Source organism: Mordavella massiliensis (genome assembly GCF_016901695.1).
Taxonomy (GTDB): domain Bacteria; phylum Bacillota; class Clostridia; order Lachnospirales; family Lachnospiraceae; genus Claveliimonas; species Claveliimonas massiliensis_A.
The window spans coordinates 1-20809 of the sequence record NZ_JACJKS010000005.1 but is presented as its reverse complement, the minus strand read 5'-3'; the positions used below and the strand labels follow the sequence as shown (position 1 = coordinate 20809).

20 protein-coding genes and 1 pseudogene are annotated in these 20809 nt (G+C 51.2%); 2 read left to right on the top strand and 19 right to left on the bottom strand.

Features of this window, described 5'->3' with window-relative positions:
- Positions 1 to 413: 413 nt before the first annotated feature.
- The 13 genes from H6A20_RS04610 to H6A20_RS04550 form a co-directional block, all read right to left on the bottom strand.
- Positions 414 to 1763, bottom strand: coding sequence for an MATE family efflux transporter (locus H6A20_RS04610; protein ID WP_204906001.1), 1350 nt, complete (start codon positions 1761 to 1763; stop codon positions 414 to 416).
- Positions 1764 to 1781: 18 nt separating this feature from the next.
- On the bottom strand, positions 1782 to 4073 hold the full coding sequence (locus H6A20_RS04605) for a glycoside hydrolase family 2 protein (RefSeq protein WP_204906000.1): 2292 nt from the start codon (positions 4071 to 4073) through the stop codon (positions 1782 to 1784).
- Positions 4074 to 4228: 155 nt separating this feature from the next.
- On the bottom strand, positions 4229 to 4834 hold the full coding sequence (locus H6A20_RS04600; protein ID WP_204905999.1) for a carbohydrate ABC transporter permease: 606 nt from the start codon (positions 4832 to 4834) through the stop codon (positions 4229 to 4231).
- 244 nt (positions 4835 to 5078) lie between these two features.
- Positions 5079 to 5927, bottom strand: a complete 849-nt coding sequence (locus tag H6A20_RS04595; protein ID WP_204905998.1) for a carbohydrate ABC transporter permease — start codon at positions 5925 to 5927, stop codon at positions 5079 to 5081.
- Between the two features lie 71 nt (positions 5928 to 5998).
- Positions 5999 to 6757, bottom strand: a complete 759-nt coding sequence (locus H6A20_RS04590) for a glutamine amidotransferase (protein ID WP_204905997.1) — start codon at positions 6755 to 6757, stop codon at positions 5999 to 6001.
- 63 nt (positions 6758 to 6820) lie between these two features.
- A complete protein-coding gene (locus H6A20_RS04585; RefSeq protein WP_204905996.1) occupies positions 6821 to 8212 on the bottom strand; it encodes an ABC transporter substrate-binding protein in 1392 nt (463 codons plus the stop codon).
- A gap of 21 nt (positions 8213 to 8233) precedes the next feature.
- Complete coding sequence (locus H6A20_RS04580) at positions 8234 to 9250, bottom strand: L-2-amino-thiazoline-4-carboxylic acid hydrolase (protein WP_204905995.1); 1017 nt, start codon at positions 9248 to 9250, stop codon at positions 8234 to 8236.
- Positions 9234 to 10523: a metal-dependent hydrolase family protein gene (locus H6A20_RS04575; RefSeq protein ID WP_204905994.1), complete on the bottom strand. Its 1290-nt coding sequence runs from the start codon at positions 10521 to 10523 to the stop codon at positions 9234 to 9236. The genes H6A20_RS04580 and H6A20_RS04575 overlap by 17 nt, the downstream gene beginning before the upstream one ends.
- Positions 10524 to 10539: 16 nt before the next feature.
- Entirely contained in the window at positions 10540 to 10872 is a 333-nt protein-coding gene (locus tag H6A20_RS04570) for a TIGR04076 family protein (RefSeq protein WP_204905993.1), read from the bottom strand.
- Positions 10873 to 10891: 19 nt separating this feature from the next.
- Entirely contained in the window at positions 10892 to 11764 is an 873-nt protein-coding gene (gene rbsK / locus H6A20_RS04565; protein ID WP_243426127.1) for a ribokinase, read from the bottom strand.
- Positions 11748 to 13721: a PfkB family carbohydrate kinase gene (locus H6A20_RS04560; protein WP_204905991.1), complete on the bottom strand. Its 1974-nt coding sequence runs from the start codon at positions 13719 to 13721 to the stop codon at positions 11748 to 11750. The genes rbsK and H6A20_RS04560 overlap by 17 nt, the downstream gene beginning before the upstream one ends.
- A 340-nt stretch (positions 13722 to 14061) precedes the next feature.
- Complete coding sequence (locus H6A20_RS04555) at positions 14062 to 15213, bottom strand: SLC13 family permease (protein ID WP_204905990.1); 1152 nt, start codon at positions 15211 to 15213, stop codon at positions 14062 to 14064.
- Between the two features lie 152 nt (positions 15214 to 15365).
- A complete protein-coding gene (locus H6A20_RS04550) occupies positions 15366 to 15596 on the bottom strand; it encodes an HPr family phosphocarrier protein (RefSeq protein WP_204905989.1) in 231 nt (76 codons plus the stop codon).
- A gap of 210 nt (positions 15597 to 15806) precedes the next feature.
- Between H6A20_RS04550 and H6A20_RS04545 the strand changes: the two genes are divergently transcribed.
- The gene (locus H6A20_RS04545) at positions 15807 to 16901 is read left to right on the top strand and encodes a GGDEF domain-containing protein (protein ID WP_204905988.1); all 1095 of its coding nucleotides are present in this window, start codon (positions 15807 to 15809) and stop codon (positions 16899 to 16901) included.
- A 13-nt stretch (positions 16902 to 16914) separates the two neighbouring features.
- Here the strand turns inward: H6A20_RS04545 and H6A20_RS04540 are convergent, their stop codons facing one another.
- The 6 genes from H6A20_RS04540 to H6A20_RS04515 form a co-directional block, all read right to left on the bottom strand.
- Entirely contained in the window at positions 16915 to 17115 is a 201-nt protein-coding gene (locus H6A20_RS04540) for a sporulation transcriptional regulator SpoIIID (protein WP_476739004.1), read from the bottom strand.
- Entirely contained in the window at positions 17054 to 18631 is a 1578-nt protein-coding gene (locus H6A20_RS04535) for a recombinase family protein (protein ID WP_204905987.1), read from the bottom strand. The genes H6A20_RS04540 and H6A20_RS04535 overlap by 62 nt, the downstream gene beginning before the upstream one ends.
- A 153-nt stretch (positions 18632 to 18784) precedes the next feature.
- Positions 18785 to 19189 (bottom strand): HEPN domain-containing protein, encoded by a 405-nt coding sequence (locus H6A20_RS04530; protein WP_204905986.1) that lies wholly within the window; start codon positions 19187 to 19189, stop codon positions 18785 to 18787.
- 1 nt (position 19190) lies between these two features.
- Positions 19191 to 19526, bottom strand: a complete 336-nt coding sequence (locus H6A20_RS04525; protein WP_204905985.1) for a nucleotidyltransferase domain-containing protein — start codon at positions 19524 to 19526, stop codon at positions 19191 to 19193.
- A 106-nt stretch (positions 19527 to 19632) separates the two neighbouring features.
- Positions 19633 to 19896 carry a hypothetical protein gene (locus H6A20_RS04520; RefSeq protein WP_204905984.1) on the bottom strand — a complete coding sequence of 88 codons (264 nt, stop codon included), beginning with the start codon at positions 19894 to 19896 and terminating at the stop codon, positions 19633 to 19635.
- 17 nt (positions 19897 to 19913) lie between these two features.
- On the bottom strand, positions 19914 to 20069 hold the full coding sequence (locus H6A20_RS04515; protein WP_204905983.1) for a hypothetical protein: 156 nt from the start codon (positions 20067 to 20069) through the stop codon (positions 19914 to 19916).
- Between the two features lie 356 nt (positions 20070 to 20425).
- Here H6A20_RS04515 and H6A20_RS13705 point away from each other — a divergent pair.
- Positions 20426 to 20554 (top strand): annotated as a pseudogene (locus tag H6A20_RS13705) (helix-turn-helix domain-containing protein); the annotation flags it as partial.
- Positions 20555 to 20809 lie beyond the last annotated feature (255 nt).

Genomic DNA, 20809 nt, shown 5'->3' with positions numbered 1-20809 from the left:
TCCGGCGATCCATCGCGTTTTCCTCTCGTCTGATTAAAAAAACACCGCCGCCTGTATTGCTACAAGGGACGATGTTTCATCGCGGTACCACCCTATTTCAAGGCACGTTCCTTCTGTGCCCTGCACTCGTTTTGTGTATTGTCCTGCTACACGAACATCCGGCTTAGCGCAGTCCTGTGCTGGCCTGCTTTTCGCCGGAAGGCTCCCATACTGAAACTTCCGGAAGACCCGCGCAGGGGCGCTCTCAGCCGGCGGCGCCCGGTCTCTGTATACGCTGCGGTCTTCCGTACTCACATATGTTCATCGCCTAAAACTCAGATAATTATGGCATAGAATGGCAGGTTTGTCAACGGGAAATGCCCCGGCTAAAGTCCCGCGCAAAACTGCGCTCGCCGCGCAATCGTCTGCGCGCCCTACGCGATGGCCCGGTGCTTCCACCTGCCGGACCGGTACCGGATGAGGAAGCAGACCGCCCGCACGACCCAGTCGATGATCATGGCCACCCAGACGCCGAACACGCCCATGCCCATATATTTCCCCAGGATATAGCTGAAAACGATCCGGAAGATCCACATGGACGCCACGGAAATGATCATGCACATCTTCGCGTCCCCGGACGCCCGGAAAGTAGCCGGTATGGTAAAGGCAAGCGGCCAGATGAGCACGCAGCACACCGCGTAGAAGATCACGATATCCGAAGTGACGGCCGCCGTCTTGTCCGACAGGTTGTACACCTTGAGGATCAGCGGCAGCGCCAGCACGATGATCACGTTTGTCACGACCATGCAGCCGTAGGTGATGAGGGTCAGCTTCTTCGTGTAGTAGCTGACCTGCCTGTAGTCCCCCGCCCCCACGCAACGGGCAATGACGGTCGTGACCGCCAGGGTGATCGCCATGCCCGGCAGCACCTGGAAGGATGCCAGGGTGTTGGAGACCGCGTTGGCCGCGATCGCGTAGGTGCCGAAGGTGGATACAAGGCTCAGTACAATGATCTTGCCAAGCTGGAACATGCTGTTCTCAAGCCCGTTGGGGATGCCGATGCCGAGGATCTTGCGGATCATCCCCCAGTCCGGCCTGTATTTCGCCGAAAAGCGGACCCAGATGGACCGCTTCCGGTCCGCCAGCAGCGCCATGATGAGGAATGCGGCGGTGATCCGGGAGACGAGGGTGGGGATCGCCACGCCCTCCGTGCCCCGGTGGAACCCGTAGATCAGGATGGCGTTGCCGGATATATTTACAACATTCATGACAATGGACACCCGCATGGAGATCTCCGAGTTCCCCATGGTCCGGAAGATGGCCGCCCCGCCGTTGTAGAGGGCGATGAACGGGATGGACGCTGTCACGATCATGAGGTACGTGTCCGCATGCCCCATCACGTCCCCGTCGATCTGTCCGAACACCCCGTGCAGGATCCAGTATTTGCACCCGTAGATGACGAATGTCACCGCCACGGCGCACAGGGTGATGAACCAGACGAGCTGCTCCGCCGCCCTGCGGGCGCCCTCCAGCCGCTTCTGGCCCAGGTACTGCCCGGCCACCACGGCGCCGCCTGTCCCGAGGGCGGCAAACACGTTGATGAGCAGCACCATGATGTTGTCCACCAGGGAGACGCCGGAGACGGCCGCCTCCCCCACGCTGGCCACCATGATGCTGTCCGCCATGCCCACCAGGACCGCCAGGGCCTGCTCGATGATAAGAGGCACGATCAGCGCGGTCAGCGCCCGGTTGTCAAACAGATATTCCTTTGTCTTTGCTTTCAATGTTCTCCCAGCTTTCTCTTACTCTATAGAGGGGACTGCGGGCTGCTTTGCCTGCACCCGGAAAGTCAGCACGATCTCCTCTTCCCTTCCTCTGTAAATGTGAAGTTTTCCTTCCCCTTCCATTCCGGTCGTGCGCACGTAGCAGCCGCCCATGCCGCCCTCCAGGGCCATGAAGTCCGGGCCTTCCACCTGCACCGCGCCCTCCGCGGCGAAATGCAGCACATCATTTGCGTAGACGGCTGTGTTCCCGTTCTGATCCGCGGCCCGCAGCCGGATGGTGGCCATATCCCAGGTGTCGCCGTCCACCAGCGTGTCCGTGTCGCACAGCGCCTCCAGGTGGATCCGCTCCACCGGCTCCACCGTGACGGAGGCCATCGGTTTGCCGTCTTTGACCGCCTCAAATGTCCAACTGGCGGTCTCCTCGCCCCAGCTTCCCATGTACTGGGTCTCCGCCTTCGTCCCGCCGGCCAGCTTCTCCCTAAGTTTCGCAAGCCATCCTTTTGCGGAAGCCCGGCTTTCCGGCGCCATGCTGTCCCGGATGAGAACCGGTGGATGGGGCAGATGGCTGTATCGTAAGGATGGCCCGTACTCGCCCGCCGGCTCCCCGTTCCGGTAGAGCCGCACCTTGTCCCCGTTGGTGAAGACGGCCACCTCGCCCAGCCGCCCGGCCGGATGGTCGCCGATATTCATGGCGCTTGCCACCTCCAGCACCGGCCGCTCCTCCTGCTGGGACGCGTAGACGGCTGCCGCCGGCTTGGGGTTGCGGAACATGTCCAGCACACCGTGGTAGCAGATCCGGTCGCCGCTCCCGAAGTCCCGGTGGGTATTGTAGTCAAACATGCACCAGCCGAAGGTGCCGCCGATGTCCCCGTGGGACAGGGCCGCATCCAGCACGCAGGCGTGGCGCAGGGCGTGCTCCCGCCTGTGGCCTTCATCGTCAAAGGCTTTCGTGGGGAACATGTGGCCGTTGTACTCGGTGATGAAGTAGGCCTTCTCCGGATCCGGCGTGGCCTCCGCCTTGGGAATGCAGCCCCGGTTGTTCCCCTCGTGGACGAAATCATTGTAGGTGTACACATCCTCCAGAAGACTGCTCTTGCGAAGATACCGCACGCCGCCCGTCGGCCGGGTGGGATCCAGCCGGTGGGCCGCCTCCACGGTCCGCGCGTAGAAGCTGTCGTCGTCCTGGCTCTCGTTGATCCGCACGCCCCACAGAAAGATGCTTGGGTGGTTGCGGTACTGGAGCACCATCTCCTCCACATTTTGCACCGCCTGGTCCTTCCAGGCGTCGTCGCCGATATGCTGCCATCCGGGGATCTCGGTAAAGACGAGAAGGCCGATCTCGTCGCACCGGTCCACAAAGGCCTGGCTCTGGGGGTAATGGCTCGTGCGCACCCCGTTGCAGCCCAGCTCGTATCTCAGGATATCCGCGTCCAGGCGCTGGGCTCTTTCCGGCGCCGCGTAGCCCATGTAGGGCCAGCTCTGGTGCCGGTCCAGCCCCCGGATCTGCACCCGGCTGCCGTTGAGATAGCAGCCGTCCGGCTTCATCCCGATCGTCCGGAACCCGAAGCGGACCTCCCGCTCATCCAGCACTTTGCCGTACCTGAGAAGCTCCAGCCGGAGCGTGTACAGGTTGGGGTGTTCTGTGTCCCACAGCTTCGCCCGGGGCACATGCATATGAAAATGATCCTGGAACTTCTGCTCCTCCATGCGGGCAACAGCTTCCCCGCCGCCATCCAGGACGCAGGCCCGGATCTGGCAGTCCTGCGCGCCTGCGGCCTGCACCTGCACCTCCAGATGCTTCCGGTCATCGGGCATGACAAAGATGTCCGTGAAGTGGGTTTTCTCCCGCACCTCCAGGTAGACCGGGCGGTAGAGCCCTCCGTAGGTCATGTAGTCGACGACGTGGCCGAACGGCGGGATATTCAGGCTCTCCCGGCTGTCCAGCCGCACCACGATCCGATTCCTGTGGCCGTACCGAAGATGTTCTGAAAGGTCCGTCTCAAAAGCCGTATACCCGCAGCCGTGGACGCCGAGGGATGTGCCGTTGCAGTACACCTCCGCCTGGTGGGCCGCCCCCTCCAGGGTCAGGGTGACGCACCTGCCCTCCCAGTCCCCGGGGATGTCCAGCTCCCGCACGTAGCCGCTCACCATCTGGTAGTCCTTTTCATTGCAGTAGTGCATGGGGAGCTCCTTCACCGTGTGGGGGATCCGGACCTGCTCCAGCTCCTCCAGCCGCTCTTTGGGCATGCTGTTCAGGCTTCCTGTATAGTGATCTGTGTAGTACCAGTTGTCATTGATCTGATAGCGCATGATGTCCCTCCTTCGTATGTCCTGCTCATATAAATAATGATAGCGCAAGGGGGAATGGAATACAAGCGGATATAAAAACAAGGCAGGGGGCGGTTTCACATCCGTCCTCTGCCTCTGTATTCCTTTTCCCCTGCAGATCTGTTCTGCATCCCGCGTTAGCCTTTCACCGCGCCGGCCGTCAGTCCCTGTATGAACTTCTTCTGCGCCACTATATACAGAAGAACTACCGGAACCGTCGCGATCGTCAGCGCCGCGAACAGTTCAGGATAGTAGACATTGTGATCGTCCACAAAGATCGCCAGCCCCAGCGGGATTGTCTGCAGTTCCTGACTGCGGATCAGAATACTGGAAAGGAAATATTCGTTCCACACATTCAGACCTCCGAAAATCGCAACCGTAAGAAGTCCCGGTTTTGTCAGAGGCGTCATTACATACCAGAACGATTTAAACCATCCGCATCCGTCAATCCTCGCTGCGTCTTCCAGTCCTTTTGGAAGCGAAGCATAATATCCCCGCATCAGGAAAATACTAAACGACATAAACTGCGCCACATACACAAGCACCAGAGAAATCCTTGTATTGGCAAGGCCAAGTGCTACGATCACCTGGTAGATCGGGATGGCAAGGACGCCCCTGGGGATCACAATACCCACAAGGAGGAGCAGGTAAATGATCTCCTTACAGCGGAATTTGGATTTGGGCATCCTCGCGATCACGTACGCCGCGCAACTGGCAATCGGCAGAAGAATAACAAGAAACAAGACTGTGATAATAATGCTGTTAATATACTTCTGTCCCAGCGCCGCTCTGTCCCAGGCATTTACAAAATTCTCAATCCTAAGGTCAGATGCCATCCCCCAGATATTATTATAAAATTCATAATCGTCTTTAAATGCTCCAAAAATCATCCACAAAACAGGATATACCGTAATAATCAGCATCAGGATTAAAACGAGATATTTAAAGCATAAAAACAATCTTTTTTTCGTTTTTCCTTCACTTAATTTATTCATCGTCATCCTCTTTCGTCATAACCTTTAACTGCATAAATCCGAATACTGCCACGATAAGTACAAGTATGATCGTCATCGCATTTGCTTTTCCTACATTCATAAACTTCAGGAGGTTCCGTACAATGTAGGTAAGCGCTACCTCCGTGGAGTTGAATGGCCCTCCGTCTGTCATAACCTTGACCAGATCATAGTTCTGCACAAATCCGCCCGTAAATGCGATCAGCACATTCAGCACGATCGTAGCATTCATCTGCGGGACAGTGATACTCCTGAACTGCTGCCATGCCCCTGCTCCATCGATTGCAGCGCTTTCATACAGTTCCGGCGATATCTTCTGCAGACCGGCCATATAGATCACCATATGAAATCCCGTCCATTTCCAGACATCCACCACGCATATGGAGGTCATGGCAACTGCAGGATCGCTCAGCCACTCCTGAATAAAGCCGCCCAGTCCCACCGTGTTCATGAATTCATTCAGGATACCGAACACAGGACTGTAGATCCAGGACCAGAGCACACCTGTCACGATAAAAGAGAATGTGACAGGGATAAATACCGCAACGCGGAACAATGTCAGACCACGCATTTTCTTGGCCAGAAGAAGCGCAAGCCCAAGTCCGAGTGCATTTTTGGCAATTGTAATAAACACGGCATAATACAGTGTGTTCTTGATCGACAGCCAGAACACATCATCCTGCAAGGCAAATACATAGTTCTTCAGGCCGATAAATGTGCCGCCTCCCGTCATACTGGTCGTCTGGAACAGACTTGTGTAGGCACCTATAAATAATGGTACAACCACAAAGGCCAGGAGCAAGATGAGCGCAGGCGCTACCATTGTGATAATAAAAATACGATCTCTTATTCTCCGGCTTTTCAACCCTATCACCTCCTACTGCAAGTCCGGCCTTATTCACAGCGCGTAAACCATTTTCCCATGTTGCTCCACAATTTGTTATACCCTTCCCATCTGAGAAAGTCTTCCGTACACCAGTGAGGCGCACAGTCCGTTGTAAATACTGCGCATCTGCCTTTTCCCGGTTCACTCACTGCAATAAACGGATCATTCTGCACACTTGCCAGCACCTCTGCTCCAGGTCTGTCTGCCACAGTCCTGTTGTAACCGAGGATCAGCGGCCATTCTCCGATCCCGTCAAGGATCGGATGGCTTTCTTTCCCTTCGCACGTCACCGGCTGACACCCCTGCGGATATTCCTGCCTGTCATCATACTTAAGGACTGACACAGGAAGAATATCCTGCAGGATCGTATCTCCATACCTTGCCTTTCCGTCATATCCTGCAAATGACATATAGCCGCCTACCATCAGAAGCCCTTTCCCCTTTTCTGTCACAAAATCATGCAGCAGATCCAGTTTGTTGGATTTCTGTCTGCCTTCCGAGAAGACACTCTGAGACAGGAGCAGATTATTAGATCCTATATCTGAAAGAATGACTATGTCATATCTGCCCAGTTCTTCTTCCGAATCCGGAAATGCTGTCGCCGCCAGGTGATTCGGGATATGAGTCACCTCGAATCCTGCCAGTTCAAATGCTGTCCGGATATACTGTACCCCCTCTTTGTAAACAGTTGTCTGAAAGCTGTCAAATCCTTTGATATGTGTCGTAATGTTTATCCAGGATTCACCCGCGATCAACACTCTTTTCATAGCACTTCCCCCTTTACTCTGCGGGCAGACAGCACACTGCTGTCTGCCCTGTCATTCACCTGTCTACTTTACTTCAAATTCCGGGATCTCCTTCGGCGTTACAGCATCCCACTGCTCGTCTGTCCAGGCCTCCCACCAGTCATATTGATAACCTGTCTCCTCAACCAGTGTGTCAAATGCATCCTGCACCTGCTGCGCAGCCTGCTCCGGGGTTACTTCTCCGGACATAGCCGCCGGTACGGCCTGCATCAGGGAGTCATTCATCTGAATGGGCATTACCCAGTCGATCCAGATTGTATTGAGAGGAACCATCTCATCTCCGATCCTCTGTGCATATTCATCGTCGATCGTCTCTACGCCGTTGATCGGGCAGTTGATCGGCTGATAAGTGGAAAGGATCTTCTGCGCATTTTCTTCTCTTAAAATGAATTCAAAGAACTGCATGATCAGGTCCAGGTTCTCCTGATTTGCAAAGCTGGGTACTGCAATACCGTAGTCCGGCGCACCCGCATGCTGTACAATAACGTTCTCATCATCCACAAACCTCGGCAGCGATGTCACGCCGAACTCAAAGTCCTTCACAAGTTCTTTTGTCGGGGCAAGCTCCCATGTACCGCCGAAGAACATAGCCGCTTCCTGCTGTGCGAAGGCAGCTTTCATACCATCCGCATCCGTCTCAAAGCTGGCAGACGTATACAGCCCCTCATCGTACATCCGCTTGAACACCTCAAACGCCTGGATCTCCGCCTCGCCTGTAAACTCATGCTGTCCTGTCAGGAATTCGTTGATATTTTCAATCGATGTATTTCCGCTTGTCTGTGCATAAATATCTCCGTAATACATCAGCCAGTAACTCTGTGTTTTGCCCTGATGGATCATTGGCATGATCCCCTTCTTCTCCTGGATCACCTTGCCGCACTCGATCAGGTCATCAAAAGTCTCCGGCTCCTCCAGTCCCAGCTCGTCAAACATGGTCTTGTTATAGTACAGGACACTCGAGCTCTGATCACCGTACGGGAAGCCCCAGAGATGGTCGCCGATCGTATAGTAATCCAGCACGCCATCCTTGAACCGGTCTTTTAAGGGCTCCATCAGTTCCGTGAGATCCATCAGCATGCCGTTAGGTGCCAGGCTTGAATATACACGTCCTCCGTTCGGGAAACAGATATCAACTTCCTCGCCGGAAATCTTGGCTGCCTCCAGGTTCGTCACCATATCGTCCACCTTGCCCTGCCACCGGTACTCGATCGTACAGTTGTACTCTTCCTCAAAATCTTTGAATACTTCTTCCCAGGCTTCCTCTTCGCCCTCATATCTTCTTACTGTCCCAAGAATATGGAGCGTTCTCTTTCCGTCCTCCGATTCGCCCCCGCTCTTGGAGCAGGCCGCTAACGGCAGGCACATCGCCACAACGAGTATGATCGACAGCAACCTCTTTTTCATAACTTCTTTCATCTTTTTTCCTCCTCTGAAACATTACACTACTTCAATAACAAGTTCCCCTTTTCCTTCTGCATTTTTTTCAAATCTCATCTTTACCGGCATTCGCTCTTCTTCACTCATCCAGCAGCACTGCTGATGCATAAACTGATATGCTTCCTCCGCCATATCAAAATAGGCCAGTCCTTCCCGGATGGGATCGTCTGAGAATGTCACTTTCAGTTCCGTCTCATCTTCCTCAATTTCCGCCTCAAACGCTATAAAAGGAAGGTCAAAACTCTTTGTGACAAACGTCTTCCAGTCCTCATGCGAAGCCTCAAAGAATCTGACAAAATCCGCCGCCCGCTCCTGTGCCAGAAGCTTCAGGATCTTCTCATACAGTTCTTCCTGCCGTTCCGGGAAGTACTCCCGCAGCGTCTCCCTCAGCATGTAAAGTTCCATCCCAAGCAGCCTTGTGCCTCTGCGAATATTCTTTTTCTGCGCCTCCTCCGGCGTCTGTGCAAGGTAATCCTTCTCGTGGTCCTGTCCCGGATAGTCGTCTTTAACGTCATCAAACTTCATCTGGGCAAACGGAGGCAGGATCCATCTGAAATCGCACTGCCTGTCCCCCTTCATCAGACACTCCGGGATGACAACGACCCCGTCCGGGTTATATTTCTCCAGGATATGCTGATGCAGTTCGTCACAATAGACATGTCCCCACATCCACCAGTCTCTCTCCTGCCACACGTCCGCATAGGCACACGACGGAACCTGCATGGCTACATCATACGTGGTATATTTTCCCTCCTTTCTGTACCAGAAATCTGAGAGAGCATTGTCCCAGAAACGCTGTATATGTTCCACATCAATGGGCATACGCAAAGCTGTATGCGCTTTCTTCATCTCTTCCCCGCGCCAGTTGGCCTGTATCCGGATCCAGTGGCGCACAGCCCGGCCGCCTTCAAACCCTTCCTCCTCTGTCAGCACCCGGCTCACCGCATAGTAGAGAAGTCCGTGAGTCCTCATCAGTATACCGGCCTGTCTTCCCAATTCTTCACTGGAATATTTCATGGCAGTCAAACCTCCTGAATCTGTCAATATTCAGACGCGGGATATCCTCGCCTTCTTTGTAAACCTTCATGATCCGTGTCCGGTCCGCGATCACGCGGATATTTGTAAGCATTTCCTGATCCACGACGAGAATATCCGCATATTTCCCTTTCTCTACCGTGCCTGTCACATCCTCGATCCCGAGTATTTTGGCATTGTTCCGCGTCGCACATACGATCGTCTCGCCCACGGATAATCCGGCACGCTCTACGTAGTCAACCACTTCGACAATATTTCCGCCCATGGGCGTCATAGAGGAGTCGCTCAGGAAATCTGAACCAAGCCCGCAGACCACACCTGCCTTGTATGCTCTGTGGAACGATTTGAGCTGCACTTCTATCAGCTTCTCCGCCTTGCGGATCTTGTAATCCGGCATACCGCACGCGGCGCCCTTGTTTTTCATCACATTGAAGATCGAGATTGTAGGCACAAGGAAGCATTTATGCTTCAGGATCAGTTCCAGCCCTTCCTCATCCATATAGACACCATGCTCGATACTGTCGATCCCGCCTTTGGCTGCATTGATGATTCCCAGCCGTCCCTGCGCGTGGGCTGCTGCCCGCACGCCACGGTTATGAGCCTCCTCTGCGCACGCCTGGATCTCTTCCAGGCTGTACTGGCACTCCTGGGAAGATCCGTACTCTGACATAACACCGCCGGAAGTATAGATCTTGATAAAGTCTGCCCCGGCTCTGAGCTGCTCGCGGGCTGCCTTTCTCACTTCACCGACTCCGTCTGCCAGCCGGCATGTCAGACCCCGGTTGGAGAATTCCACCGGAACGGAATGCATCAGTTCTCCGTGTCCGCCTGTCTGGGAAAGGGCCAGACCGCAGGCAAGGATCCTGGGGCCTACCATCTCACCCTCGGCAATGAAGTTCCGAAGCGGGATGCCGTTTCCAGAGGTGCAGTCCCTGACTGTTGTATAGCCCGCGTCAATCAGCCGCCATGCATCCAGCACTGCCCGCATTCCGTGCAGGATCGGATCCTCACAGATATGTACCACATGTGACATCACCTGTCTTCCAAACAGGTGAAGATGCGCATCGATCAGTCCCGGCATGATCACATGTCCTGTGCAGTCGATGACTTCCGTCCCTTTCGGATATCTCACCGTACCGTTCGGCCCGATCTCTTCGATGTACTTCCCCTTGATCAGCACATCCATGTTTTCCTTTGTCACCGGACCTGTCCCATCCAACAGGACTCCGCCTTTCAACAGCTTGTATTCAGCCATTTCCTCGCCTTCTTTCTTATTCTTCTATTCTCTCGATCTTGAAAACAACCGGACGGAAACCGTCTGTGCAGCAGGCGATCGCCACGCCCTCATCCTTTGCATATGTTGTGAAATTTCCGCCGCTCATGATCTGTACAAGATACTGATGGATGTCTGCCCAGGCCCAGCCGCAGAACCCTTCGGGACATTTTCCCCAGTCATCTGAGATGAATTCCTGGCCTTCCTGCAGGTACGGACACGGCATCATATCCATTTCCTTGTAATCATCTCCCATATACTGCTCCGCGATATCGGAGCAGGAGATTTTCTTTAATACAGTAATCCTGGCTTTCTTTGCTAAATTTGGCATTTCATTTCCTCCTTTTCTACTAATTGGTTATCTCGCTTCTGGACGGCATGGACGTCTGTGCTCCTTTTCGCGTTACAGCGACCGCTGACGCCTTCTGTCCGAACCGGATCGCTTCCTCGCAATCTTTTCCCTCGCTTAGAGCAACTGCGAAAGCTGCCGTAAAACTGTCGCCCGCTGCTGTTGTGTCCACTGCTTTTACCTTGGTTGTCTCAAAGGATTTCTCACCATTTTCTGTGACCAGCATACAGCCATCCTCGCCCAGCGTGACGATCACCCCTTTTACCCCCTTATCCAGCATCATTCTCGCGCCGTCCCGGATATCCTGCTTTGTCCTGATCTTTCTGCCGGTCAGGATCTCCAGCTCGCTTTCATTAGGTTTGATATAGTCAACCCCCTTCCAGAAACTGTCCGGAAGCTCCCTTTGCGCGGGCGCCGGATCGATGATCACGGTCTTTCCCATCTCCACAGCCATATCCTTCACATACTCCACTGTGGACGCCGGAATTTCCATCTGCATCACGATAATATCGCTATCCCGGATCTTCTCCGCAAATTTCTGCACCCGGTCCCTTGTCACATCTCTGTTCGTACCCTGAATGACAATGATCGCGTTCTCTCCATCTTCATCCACCGTAATAAATGCCTGCCCGGTCGTCCCCCCGCAGATGATCTCCACGCACTCTGTGTTGACCCCTGCATCTTCCAGATTCCCCTTCAGCCTCCTCCCATAAGCATCGTCTCCAACTGCTCCGATCATTCCGATCCTGCCTCCCAGTTTACCGGCTGCATAGGCCTGGTTGGCCCCTTTCCCTCCGGGAATCAGCGTCACGGAATTTCCCAGCACTGTCTCTCCTGGTTTCGGCATATGATGCGTCTCAATCATACAGTCCATGTTCAGACTGCCTATCACCAGTATCTTCTTCACTCTTTTCCCTCCCTCCTTCTGCGAGTGCACTGTACCTTGCATATATTTCGTCTTCATACACAAAGACCGCCTTCCGGTCCGGCAAAGCTGGCTGCACACCATACCTGGTCACCGTGATCCCCGAAGCATAGATCGCAAATCCGATCGCATAGACAATGTGCTTCCCCTCGCTCAGGCAGACCGCCACCGCGCTGATAAACGAATCTGCACCCCCCGTTGTATCCACCGGTTCAAAACCTGAGCCCGGGAAATGCACGGCAAAATCTTTGTTTCTCAGATAACACCCCCTTGCTCCCATCGTCACTATGACATTCTCTGCGCCGCGGCTTCTCAGGATTTCCGCTTTTTCCTCCAGGCTCTGCGATCCGGGGATCAGAAGATCCAGCTCCTTCTCATTCGGCACAAAATATGCGATATCCTTCAGAAGCTCATCCTTGATCTTTTCTGTGGCGGATGGTTTCAGAATCACTTCCGTATTATTCCGCTTGCAGAACTTGATCGTATACTCCACAATCTTGTCAGGTATCTCCATCGACAGCAGACAGTACTTTGCGCTCTGGAACAGGTATCTGCATCCGTTGATCTGGGAGATGTCAAGATTTCTGTTCGCCCCCTGATATACAACGATCGTACTCTCCCCGTTGCTGTCTACATTGATGTAGGCCTTACCGCTGGGGAGTTCTGAGTCGAATATCACGCCGTCCATATGTACATGATTCCCTGCCAGTCCGGTAAAGAGCTGCTTCCCGTCCATATCGTTTCCGAGGCACCCGATCATATACACCTGTCCGCCGAGTTTTCCTGCCCCGACCGCCTGGTTTCCGCCCTTCCCTCCCGGGAAAACAAGCATTTTCTCTGCTAGCTGCGTCTCCCCGTTGACCGGGATCCTGGATACTTCCATGGTGACATCCATGTTCATACTTCCGACAACGATGATCTTACCGCTCTGCTTCTCCTGCGGCGGCGGAACGATACTGCCTCTCTCCACAAGAACCGGAGAGAACTTTCTCATAAGCTCGATCGTCTTCTTCTCGCGGATCATATCGATCACATATTCTACAGCGTTCTGGCTCATACATTCCGACGGAAGCCGGACAGAAGTGATCCCGTCCCCGAAGATCCAAAGCATCCGGCTGTCTCCCACTGCGATCACAGACAGGCTGTCCGGGATTACCGTCTTCATCCTCTCCATCATCTTCCATACACTGCAGGCGATCTCGTCCGAACCGCATACCACGGCAGTTACTTCTTTTCCCAGGCACTGGCGGATTCCATGCCTTTCAATATCTCCCAGACAGTTTCCCTCGTAAGTCCACACCTCCTCAAAAGGAAGCTCATGATCCTGCAGCGCTGTTTTGTAGCCCTCTATAATAGATCTGTCGCTCTGCCTGACAATACACGCAATCTTCTGGTGTCCCTCCGCGATCAGGCGCTCTGCCGCCACCCTGCCCGCATCAGAAAGTCTGTAATAAAAGGTAACCTTCTGCTTTTCATCAAAATCTTTCGTCCGGGACAGGTAAACAGTTGTCTCTTCCAGCCGGTCGCAAAAATACTTTTCTGTAGAATCGATCACAAGCCCCGACACCTGACGCCGGTTCATCTGTTCGATCGCTGCCGGGATCTCCTCCTCTGCTTTCACACAGTCAAGCACCAGGCTGTATCCTTTCTGCTTCGCTGCGCTTTCCGCACTGAGCACGATGTTTTCTCTCTCCCTGTTATCAAGTTTTACGATCATGCCGATCAGGTGGCTTTTCAGGCCTTCCTTTTCCCTGTATTTGAAATAGGGGATATAATGCTCTTTCTCAATCACATCCAGAACCTTTTGTCTGGTTACTTCACTGATATCACGGTCTTTGCCATTCATGACCTTTGACACTGTAGAAGCAGAAACACCGGCAAGTCTTGCAATATCGTGTATGTTCATTTTTCCTTCCTTTCACGGCATTTACAGAAGTATTATAGTTGCTTAATTTTGTCTAAACATTACCATTTTTCGAAAATTTAATCAATATTTTGACTTTACGAAACTATTTTCCGACATTTTGCACAATTTGTCTGTTTTACTAAACAAGTTTCGCTATTGTATTTTGCACGTTTCGACAAGCTTTTATCCGTCTATCCTAACACCATCCTTCCGCCATGCATACTGGAATATTTTTCCATGAAAACAGCAAAAAAGTCCCCCGGAACAAGGAAATCGCTTTCTTTGTTCCAGGGGACTTCCCACACGCACTCCGTATGTATTTAAAGATTTATCTTACCGTTCAGGGCAAAACCGAAAACGCGCCCAGAACCGCTGCCTCCGCCAGGAGCGCCAGCAGAAAGACCAGGTTCCAGAAGGTGAACACTTTCAGGAACCGCCCCCTGCTGTGCGGATACTCCCTCGTAAAGATCTTATAGGAGATCAGGCTCGCAAGGGAGGCGATGAGCGTCCCCAGGCCGCCCAGGTTCACTCCGGTCAGAAGAGCCGGCAGATCCGCGGAAAAACCGGACAGGAGGATGGCTGCCGGCACGTTGCTCATGACCTGGCTTGCCAGCACGCCGGTCAGCAGCTCCCGGCCCTCCACCACGGAGACAAGGAAAGCGCTGATCTCCGGGACGCGCTTGATATTTCCCACAAAGATAAAGAAAAAGAGGAAGGTCAGCAGGAGGAAATAGTCCACCTCCAGATACAGCCTGCGGTTGACAAGCGCTGTCACCGCGATCACGATGAGGAGCACCGGAATGTACGGCAGCACATGGAACACCACCAGCAGGCAGAGGACGAGAAGACACAGGTAGGGAAAGATGCCCCGCATCAGTTTCCCCACATCCGTCCTGTGCTTCCGCTCCGTCCCCACATCCATCAGCGGCTCATCCCGCCCCAGCAGGACCGCTCCCATGAGAAGGAGGAGGGACAGCCCCGCGTAGGGGAGCACCGCCGCCGCAAAGCCGCCGCCAGACAGACCGGATATGGAGTAGAGGTACAGGTTCTGTGGGTTGCCGATGGGCGTGGCCATGCTGCCCAGGTTGGCCGCCACCGTCTCCAGCACCACCAGCTTCACGATCCGCTCCGTCTGCCCGATCATGCGGAACACAAGCATGGTAAAAGGCACGAACGTAAGAAGCGTCACATCGTTGGTGATGAGCATGCTGGAGAAAAAGCACAGCAGCACCATGACCGCCGCCAGCGCCCGCAGGCTCCGCGCCCTGCGAAGGAGCGCATGTCCCATCATGGCGAACACCCCTTTGGACTGAAAGCCCGCCACAATGATCATCAGGCAGAACAAAAGGGCGAGGGTCCGGTAGTCCGGGTAGGCCAGATAGGCCTCGTCCGGATGGACGAAAAAGGCTGACGACGCCGCCAGCACAAGAGCCGCGCAGCACACGGTCTCATTTTTCAGGATATTCTTAAAAATCGTCTTTGCGAGTTTCATCTGCAGGACTCCATGGTATCATTTTATTTCCCCGGCCCCGCCTTCTCCCCGGCAGACCGGCAGTACTTATTATAACGCCGCACACCCGCGGGCGCAATGCGAAAAAATGAGAGCCGGGCAGCCGCGCCCCGCTCTCTTACCTGCGTCTCGTCCTACGATGCCACAAACTCCCGGATGTCGTCCCAGAGTTCCCCGCAGTCGTCCTCGTAGACTTTTAATTCGATTTTCTTTTTGAATCCGAGATTCATAAGGCCGAGCAAAGATTTCGCATCAACGATATATCTTCCACTCTTCATATCCATATCGTACGGATACTTGCCGACCCTGTCCACGAACTTCACGACGTCGTCAGGTCCCTGAAAGATAACTGTCTTTTTGTTCATATCTGTCTCTCCTTTTCAGGAGATATCTTACCATATTTTGTCAGATATGCAAGAACTATATTATGAAGATATTGTGAACAAAGAGTAAAGCGCCGCTACCGGCTGCCGGAAATTCTTTCCATGGTTTTCTTGATTTCGACCGACCGCGTCTTTATAATAAGATCATAGTAGGATCCGTTTCAAAAAGGGTTCGTTTTGGAGGGGAAGACTATGCATGTATTTCTGGGATATGTAAGAACTGATATAGAGAAAAAACGGCAGTACTTCCACACTGCCAAGGAAGAGATCGCCGGGCAGAACCTGCTCTTTCTGCAGCTCGCCAGCATCAGCACCGTGGCCCTGCTCCTCATCTTCTTCCTGCTGACGCCGTTTATCATCGATGACTGGCGTATGAGCCCGCAGCATCTACTGTTTCTTCCTGCTGCCCTTTTTTTCGCGGTCGTCTCCAGCCTGTACGCAAGGAAAAAGACGCGCAGCTACCGGTTCGTCACCGCTTTATGCTTTATCTTTGAGATCGTGGAGATGATCTTCATCCTGCTGATCGATATCTTCGCGGACGCAAAAGCGCCGGGCTCTTTCTTCCCGCCCATCATCATCGCCCTTCCGGCGCTGTTCATCTTCCCGATCCACCAGAATTACCTTCTGTTTCTGGCGTTTGAAGCGGCGTACATCGCGCTCACTTCCTCTTATAAAGTCCATTATATTGCGCAGTACGATATTTTTTCCTCCATTGTGGCTTTTGTGTTTTCCCTCGTCATCGCGCACACGATCCTTCACCTGCGGTGTACGGATTTTGATCTCCGTCTGAAATACCAGCAGTTAAGCCAGCAGGACTTTCTCTCCGGGATCCTGAACAAGCAGACTTTCGAGGAAAAAGGGCGCTGCTGCATGGAGAGCCTTACGCCCTCCAGTCATTGCGCCCTGCTGCTTCTGGATCTGGATGATTTTAAACTGGTCAACGACTCCCTCGGCCACTATGCCGGGGATCAACTGCTGCGCCAGATCGGCGAATTCCTGCAGCATGCGTTTCGCTCCACAGATCTCATCGGGCGCTTTGGAGGCGACGAATTTATCGTCCTCATGAAAGGGCCCATGTCAACTGCCATCGTGGAAAAGAAGGCAAGCCTGATCCTGCAGATGCTCCGCTCCATCCAGATGTCGGGGCTGCCGAAAGAAATCACCTGCAGCATCGGCTGCGTCGTCTCGGAAGACGGGGACACCTACGACGAGCTTTTCATCAAAGCTGACAAGGCGCTCTATACCGCAAAGAAAAACGGCAAAAACGGCTATCATCTCTACTCCTGACGCCGGCTTCCGATCAGGCGTGCTGGTGGAGATATTTCTCCCGGGTGGCAAGTCCGCCCCGGATGTGGCGCTCGGATTTATTTACGTCCAGCACCTTGCGGGCCTCCGCCGCCAGGGACGGATTGATCTGGAGAAGGCGGTCGGTGACGTCCTTATGTGCGGTCGTGATTATTTTGAGCGTTTTCTGTATTCGACACTTCTGACCGGTCTTCAACCAGTATGGCTTCGTCCAGTCCCAACTCTCCCAGCAATTTCAGGTAAATGTCTACATTTCCATCTTTGTCCACTTCAATCTTCTCAATAATTTTTTTCAGCTGGGTATTGGTCATCTGGTGCACATCTGTAATGTCCTCGATCGACCGAAACGTTGTATTCAGCAATTCTTCCAGCTGATCACCCTTTGTGATCTGATAGGTCACCATTTTTAATTCATTTTCCAGCCGCTCGATTTCCTGTCTTGCCCCGCCGATCCGGTCATTCAGCTCCTGCCTTGTGATCAGGTCATCGGTATACATGTCCATATATTTCTCCCGCATGGCTTTCAGCTTTGCCAGCTTGTCCTTCAACTCTTTTTCATACTCCACGTTTTCATCTTTCGCCTTGTAGACACGCTGAAATTCCTTCACCACATACTGAATGACTTTTTTCTTATTCTTCAGTACATTCGAAAAGTATTCCTGCAGCACTTCAATCAGTTCTTCCTCATCCAGGGTCACTGCATTAGGACAGGAATCTGCACCTTTCCCGTTATGTCCGGAACATACCCAGCGTACGTAAGTATTCTTATACTTTCGCACGGTCCGGCGGAAAGACCATCCGCACTCCTTACATTTGATCAACGTAGAAAACAGGTATTTGTTACTCTGCCGTTCATGATTCAGGTTAAACGCCTGATTCCGGGAATGAAGAATCTTCTGCGCCTGTTCAAACACTTCATCATCAATGATCCGCAGTTCTGGCCGTTCTGTCACCAGCCATTCCGTTTCATCCTTTTCCTTCCGCTGTCCGGTAAGAAAATCTGCTACTTCCTGTTTCCCGTTAATGATCTTTCCCGTGTAAAGTTCGTTTGTGAGAATCCGGCTGACCGCATTCTGACTCCACTTACAGTTCCGCTTTGTCCGACTTCCCTGTTCATTCAGTTTGTTGGAAATAGCGGCGCAGCCGTAGCCCTCTTCTGTATACCACCGGTAGATCTGCCGTACCACCTTTGCCTCTTTCTCGTTGATTGCCAGATTGAAATAATCGCCGATCGTCTTATCATATCCAAAAACAATATTGGGAACCCGGCCCTTCTCCGCATTCACCTTTTTCCCGAACTTGATACGTTTGGATGTATTGGCACTCTCTTCCTGCGCCAGAGCACCAAAGATGGTGAGGACAAACTCGCTGTTCCCCATGCTGGTCATGTTGGCCGTGAGAAACTGCGTCTCGATTCCAAGCGCTTTCAGACGGCGGATGTTCTGAAGAAGATCCACGGTATTCCTCGCAAAGCGGGAAATATCTTTTACGACAACCATATCAAAAAGGCCGTGCTCTGCATCGGCCATCATCTGTAAAAATTCTTTTCTGTTTTTAATTTTCGTTCCGGAAATCCCCTCATCTGCATATACTTTAACAAGGTGATCTCCGGTACGCTGAACATATTCCGTAAAGAACTGCTTCTGGGTTTCCAGACTGTTCAGCTGGTCGGATTTATCCGTGGAGACACGGCAGTAGGCTGCGATATTCATAAGCATTTGCCTTTCTGTTACATCTATTACAATCAGTTACTATTTTTATTTTGATTATAACATATATAAAAGATTTGTACAGATAAAGACTTTGGTTTAAAAATTGAAACAAAAACAGAGGAAGCAAAACTACTTCCCCTGACTTTTACTTTTTTATTTAAAATTCACATTATGCTCTTCCAGATATTCCTTTATTAACGGCAGCATATATTCTACAGATTCCAGCTGTGTTTTTGCTTCATCTGCTGATGCAATGAAGAAATCATTATAATCACTTTCTTCTCTTTTCATTTTTAATCTTGCCAGACGTCTGCCCATTTCTCCCGGAAACTTGCCCGCTGCAACAAATTCTTTATTAAAATAAGCCACAACATCTTTATGCCGTTTGAAATCAATGCTATCCAATGCAAGAACAGCGCGTACTCCATAAAACACAGCATAATAAGACCGATTAATACAGTCTCTGTAAAACCCATTATCAAAACACATTTTCGCATTTTTATAAGTTTCCTCTGCAAGGGAAAATCTGTATTTTGACAATTCCATATCTTTGTTCATATCATGCACTAAGCCTTACCCCCTCATCTCTGACATTACGATAATAAGGCAGATTGTCTACCCAATAATTGAAATGCTCTGTATTTGTTATTACTGGGGAAATGTCAATGCCATACTTCATCATAAAATCAAAAGCAAGATCACTGATCCGATCTGAGATCTTCTTAATTTCTTCCTCTTCCAACGAGACAAGAATCATTACATCAACATCCGAAAATTCGGAATAATCTCCCCTTACATAAGACCCATACACAATAACACTGTCAAGCGAATCGCCCAACATTCTTCTTACATTCTTTGCAAAATCCTGCATGATATCTGAAATATAAACCGGCATACTACCTCACCACTTTCTTAACTGTGTTCAAAATACTTCGCTATATACCACTTTCATTATATCTTATGCCATACAATTTGTATATCAAATCATACGAAGAGAATTACTAATGATCATATCCCGCCTGTATCTTCTTATTCTTCCTTTCACAAAGTTTATCAGCTTCTGCTTCGGACAGACGACTGTTCCATAAAAACTTAATTGTAGCTTTATAGCTGTTTTCTATTTTCAGATTTTTCCCAAAATAATATGGTAATACAATAAATTTAGGATTATCTTCTATATATATTTTTTGCACATGCCATAATGTCATAACTCCGCCTCGTTTTCTCTTTTTCAATAGTATATCACTCTCCAGACCTGATGGCATACCCCACAGATAATAATTTATGTACAGTTTTCTTCTTTCTCCCGACTGGCATCTCTGATCACCTTCTCCACCTTCTTCTGGTTTGCCTCAACAAACACTTTCAATATGTATTCAGCAGCAACCGCCGGATCATTTGGGTCATGAAAGCGATAATTCAGTTTTTGTTTCTTCACGGCGGTCCCACCTCCTTGTCCGTTTTTTACAGGCTATGATTAACAACCTCCAATTAGAATTAATTTCATTCCCTTTTTATAAGCTATCCTCCTCACTACAGGTATAATCCAGAATATTTTTTACCGGGGCTGCGCGTTCTGCCCATCTTCTCAAGGTAACAGCATGATCAGCATATTGCTTTCCACTGGAACGCATATAACTGGACAGTTCCTCAATCAGCCTGTCTAATTCCCGGATCTCCTGTTTCAATTCTCCATATTCTGTTTCGGAGAGAAACACATTGTTATATTTGCCATAGGCAGAGTGTGCCTCTCTCTCTTTTACTTCCTATGCGCTTTTCAAAAAGGGGTTTTCCAAAGCTACCTACTACTCCATTAAGAAAGGCAACAGCATCAGCACAAATACTGTCAATCAGCTGTGCCGTCTGTTAAATTGTTCTGTCTCTGACATTATAGAATATATAGATGATAATCCGAATTCCTAGAAACACATAACCAACAGTTATCGTGTTTCTTTTTATTTATATAAGTCTATCCAGCTTATCTTTAAATCAGAATAAATACACATCATTTCGTTAATCGATACAAAATATCGCCTTCTTTACATCAATCAAAAAAAGCCTGGTTTAAACCCAATGTCATTAAGATAACATTGGAACAAACCCATAGTTCCGAAGAACTGATATAAAAATGTATCATTCTTCGGAACTTCTCTTTTTTACAGAAAGTTAGACATGGGA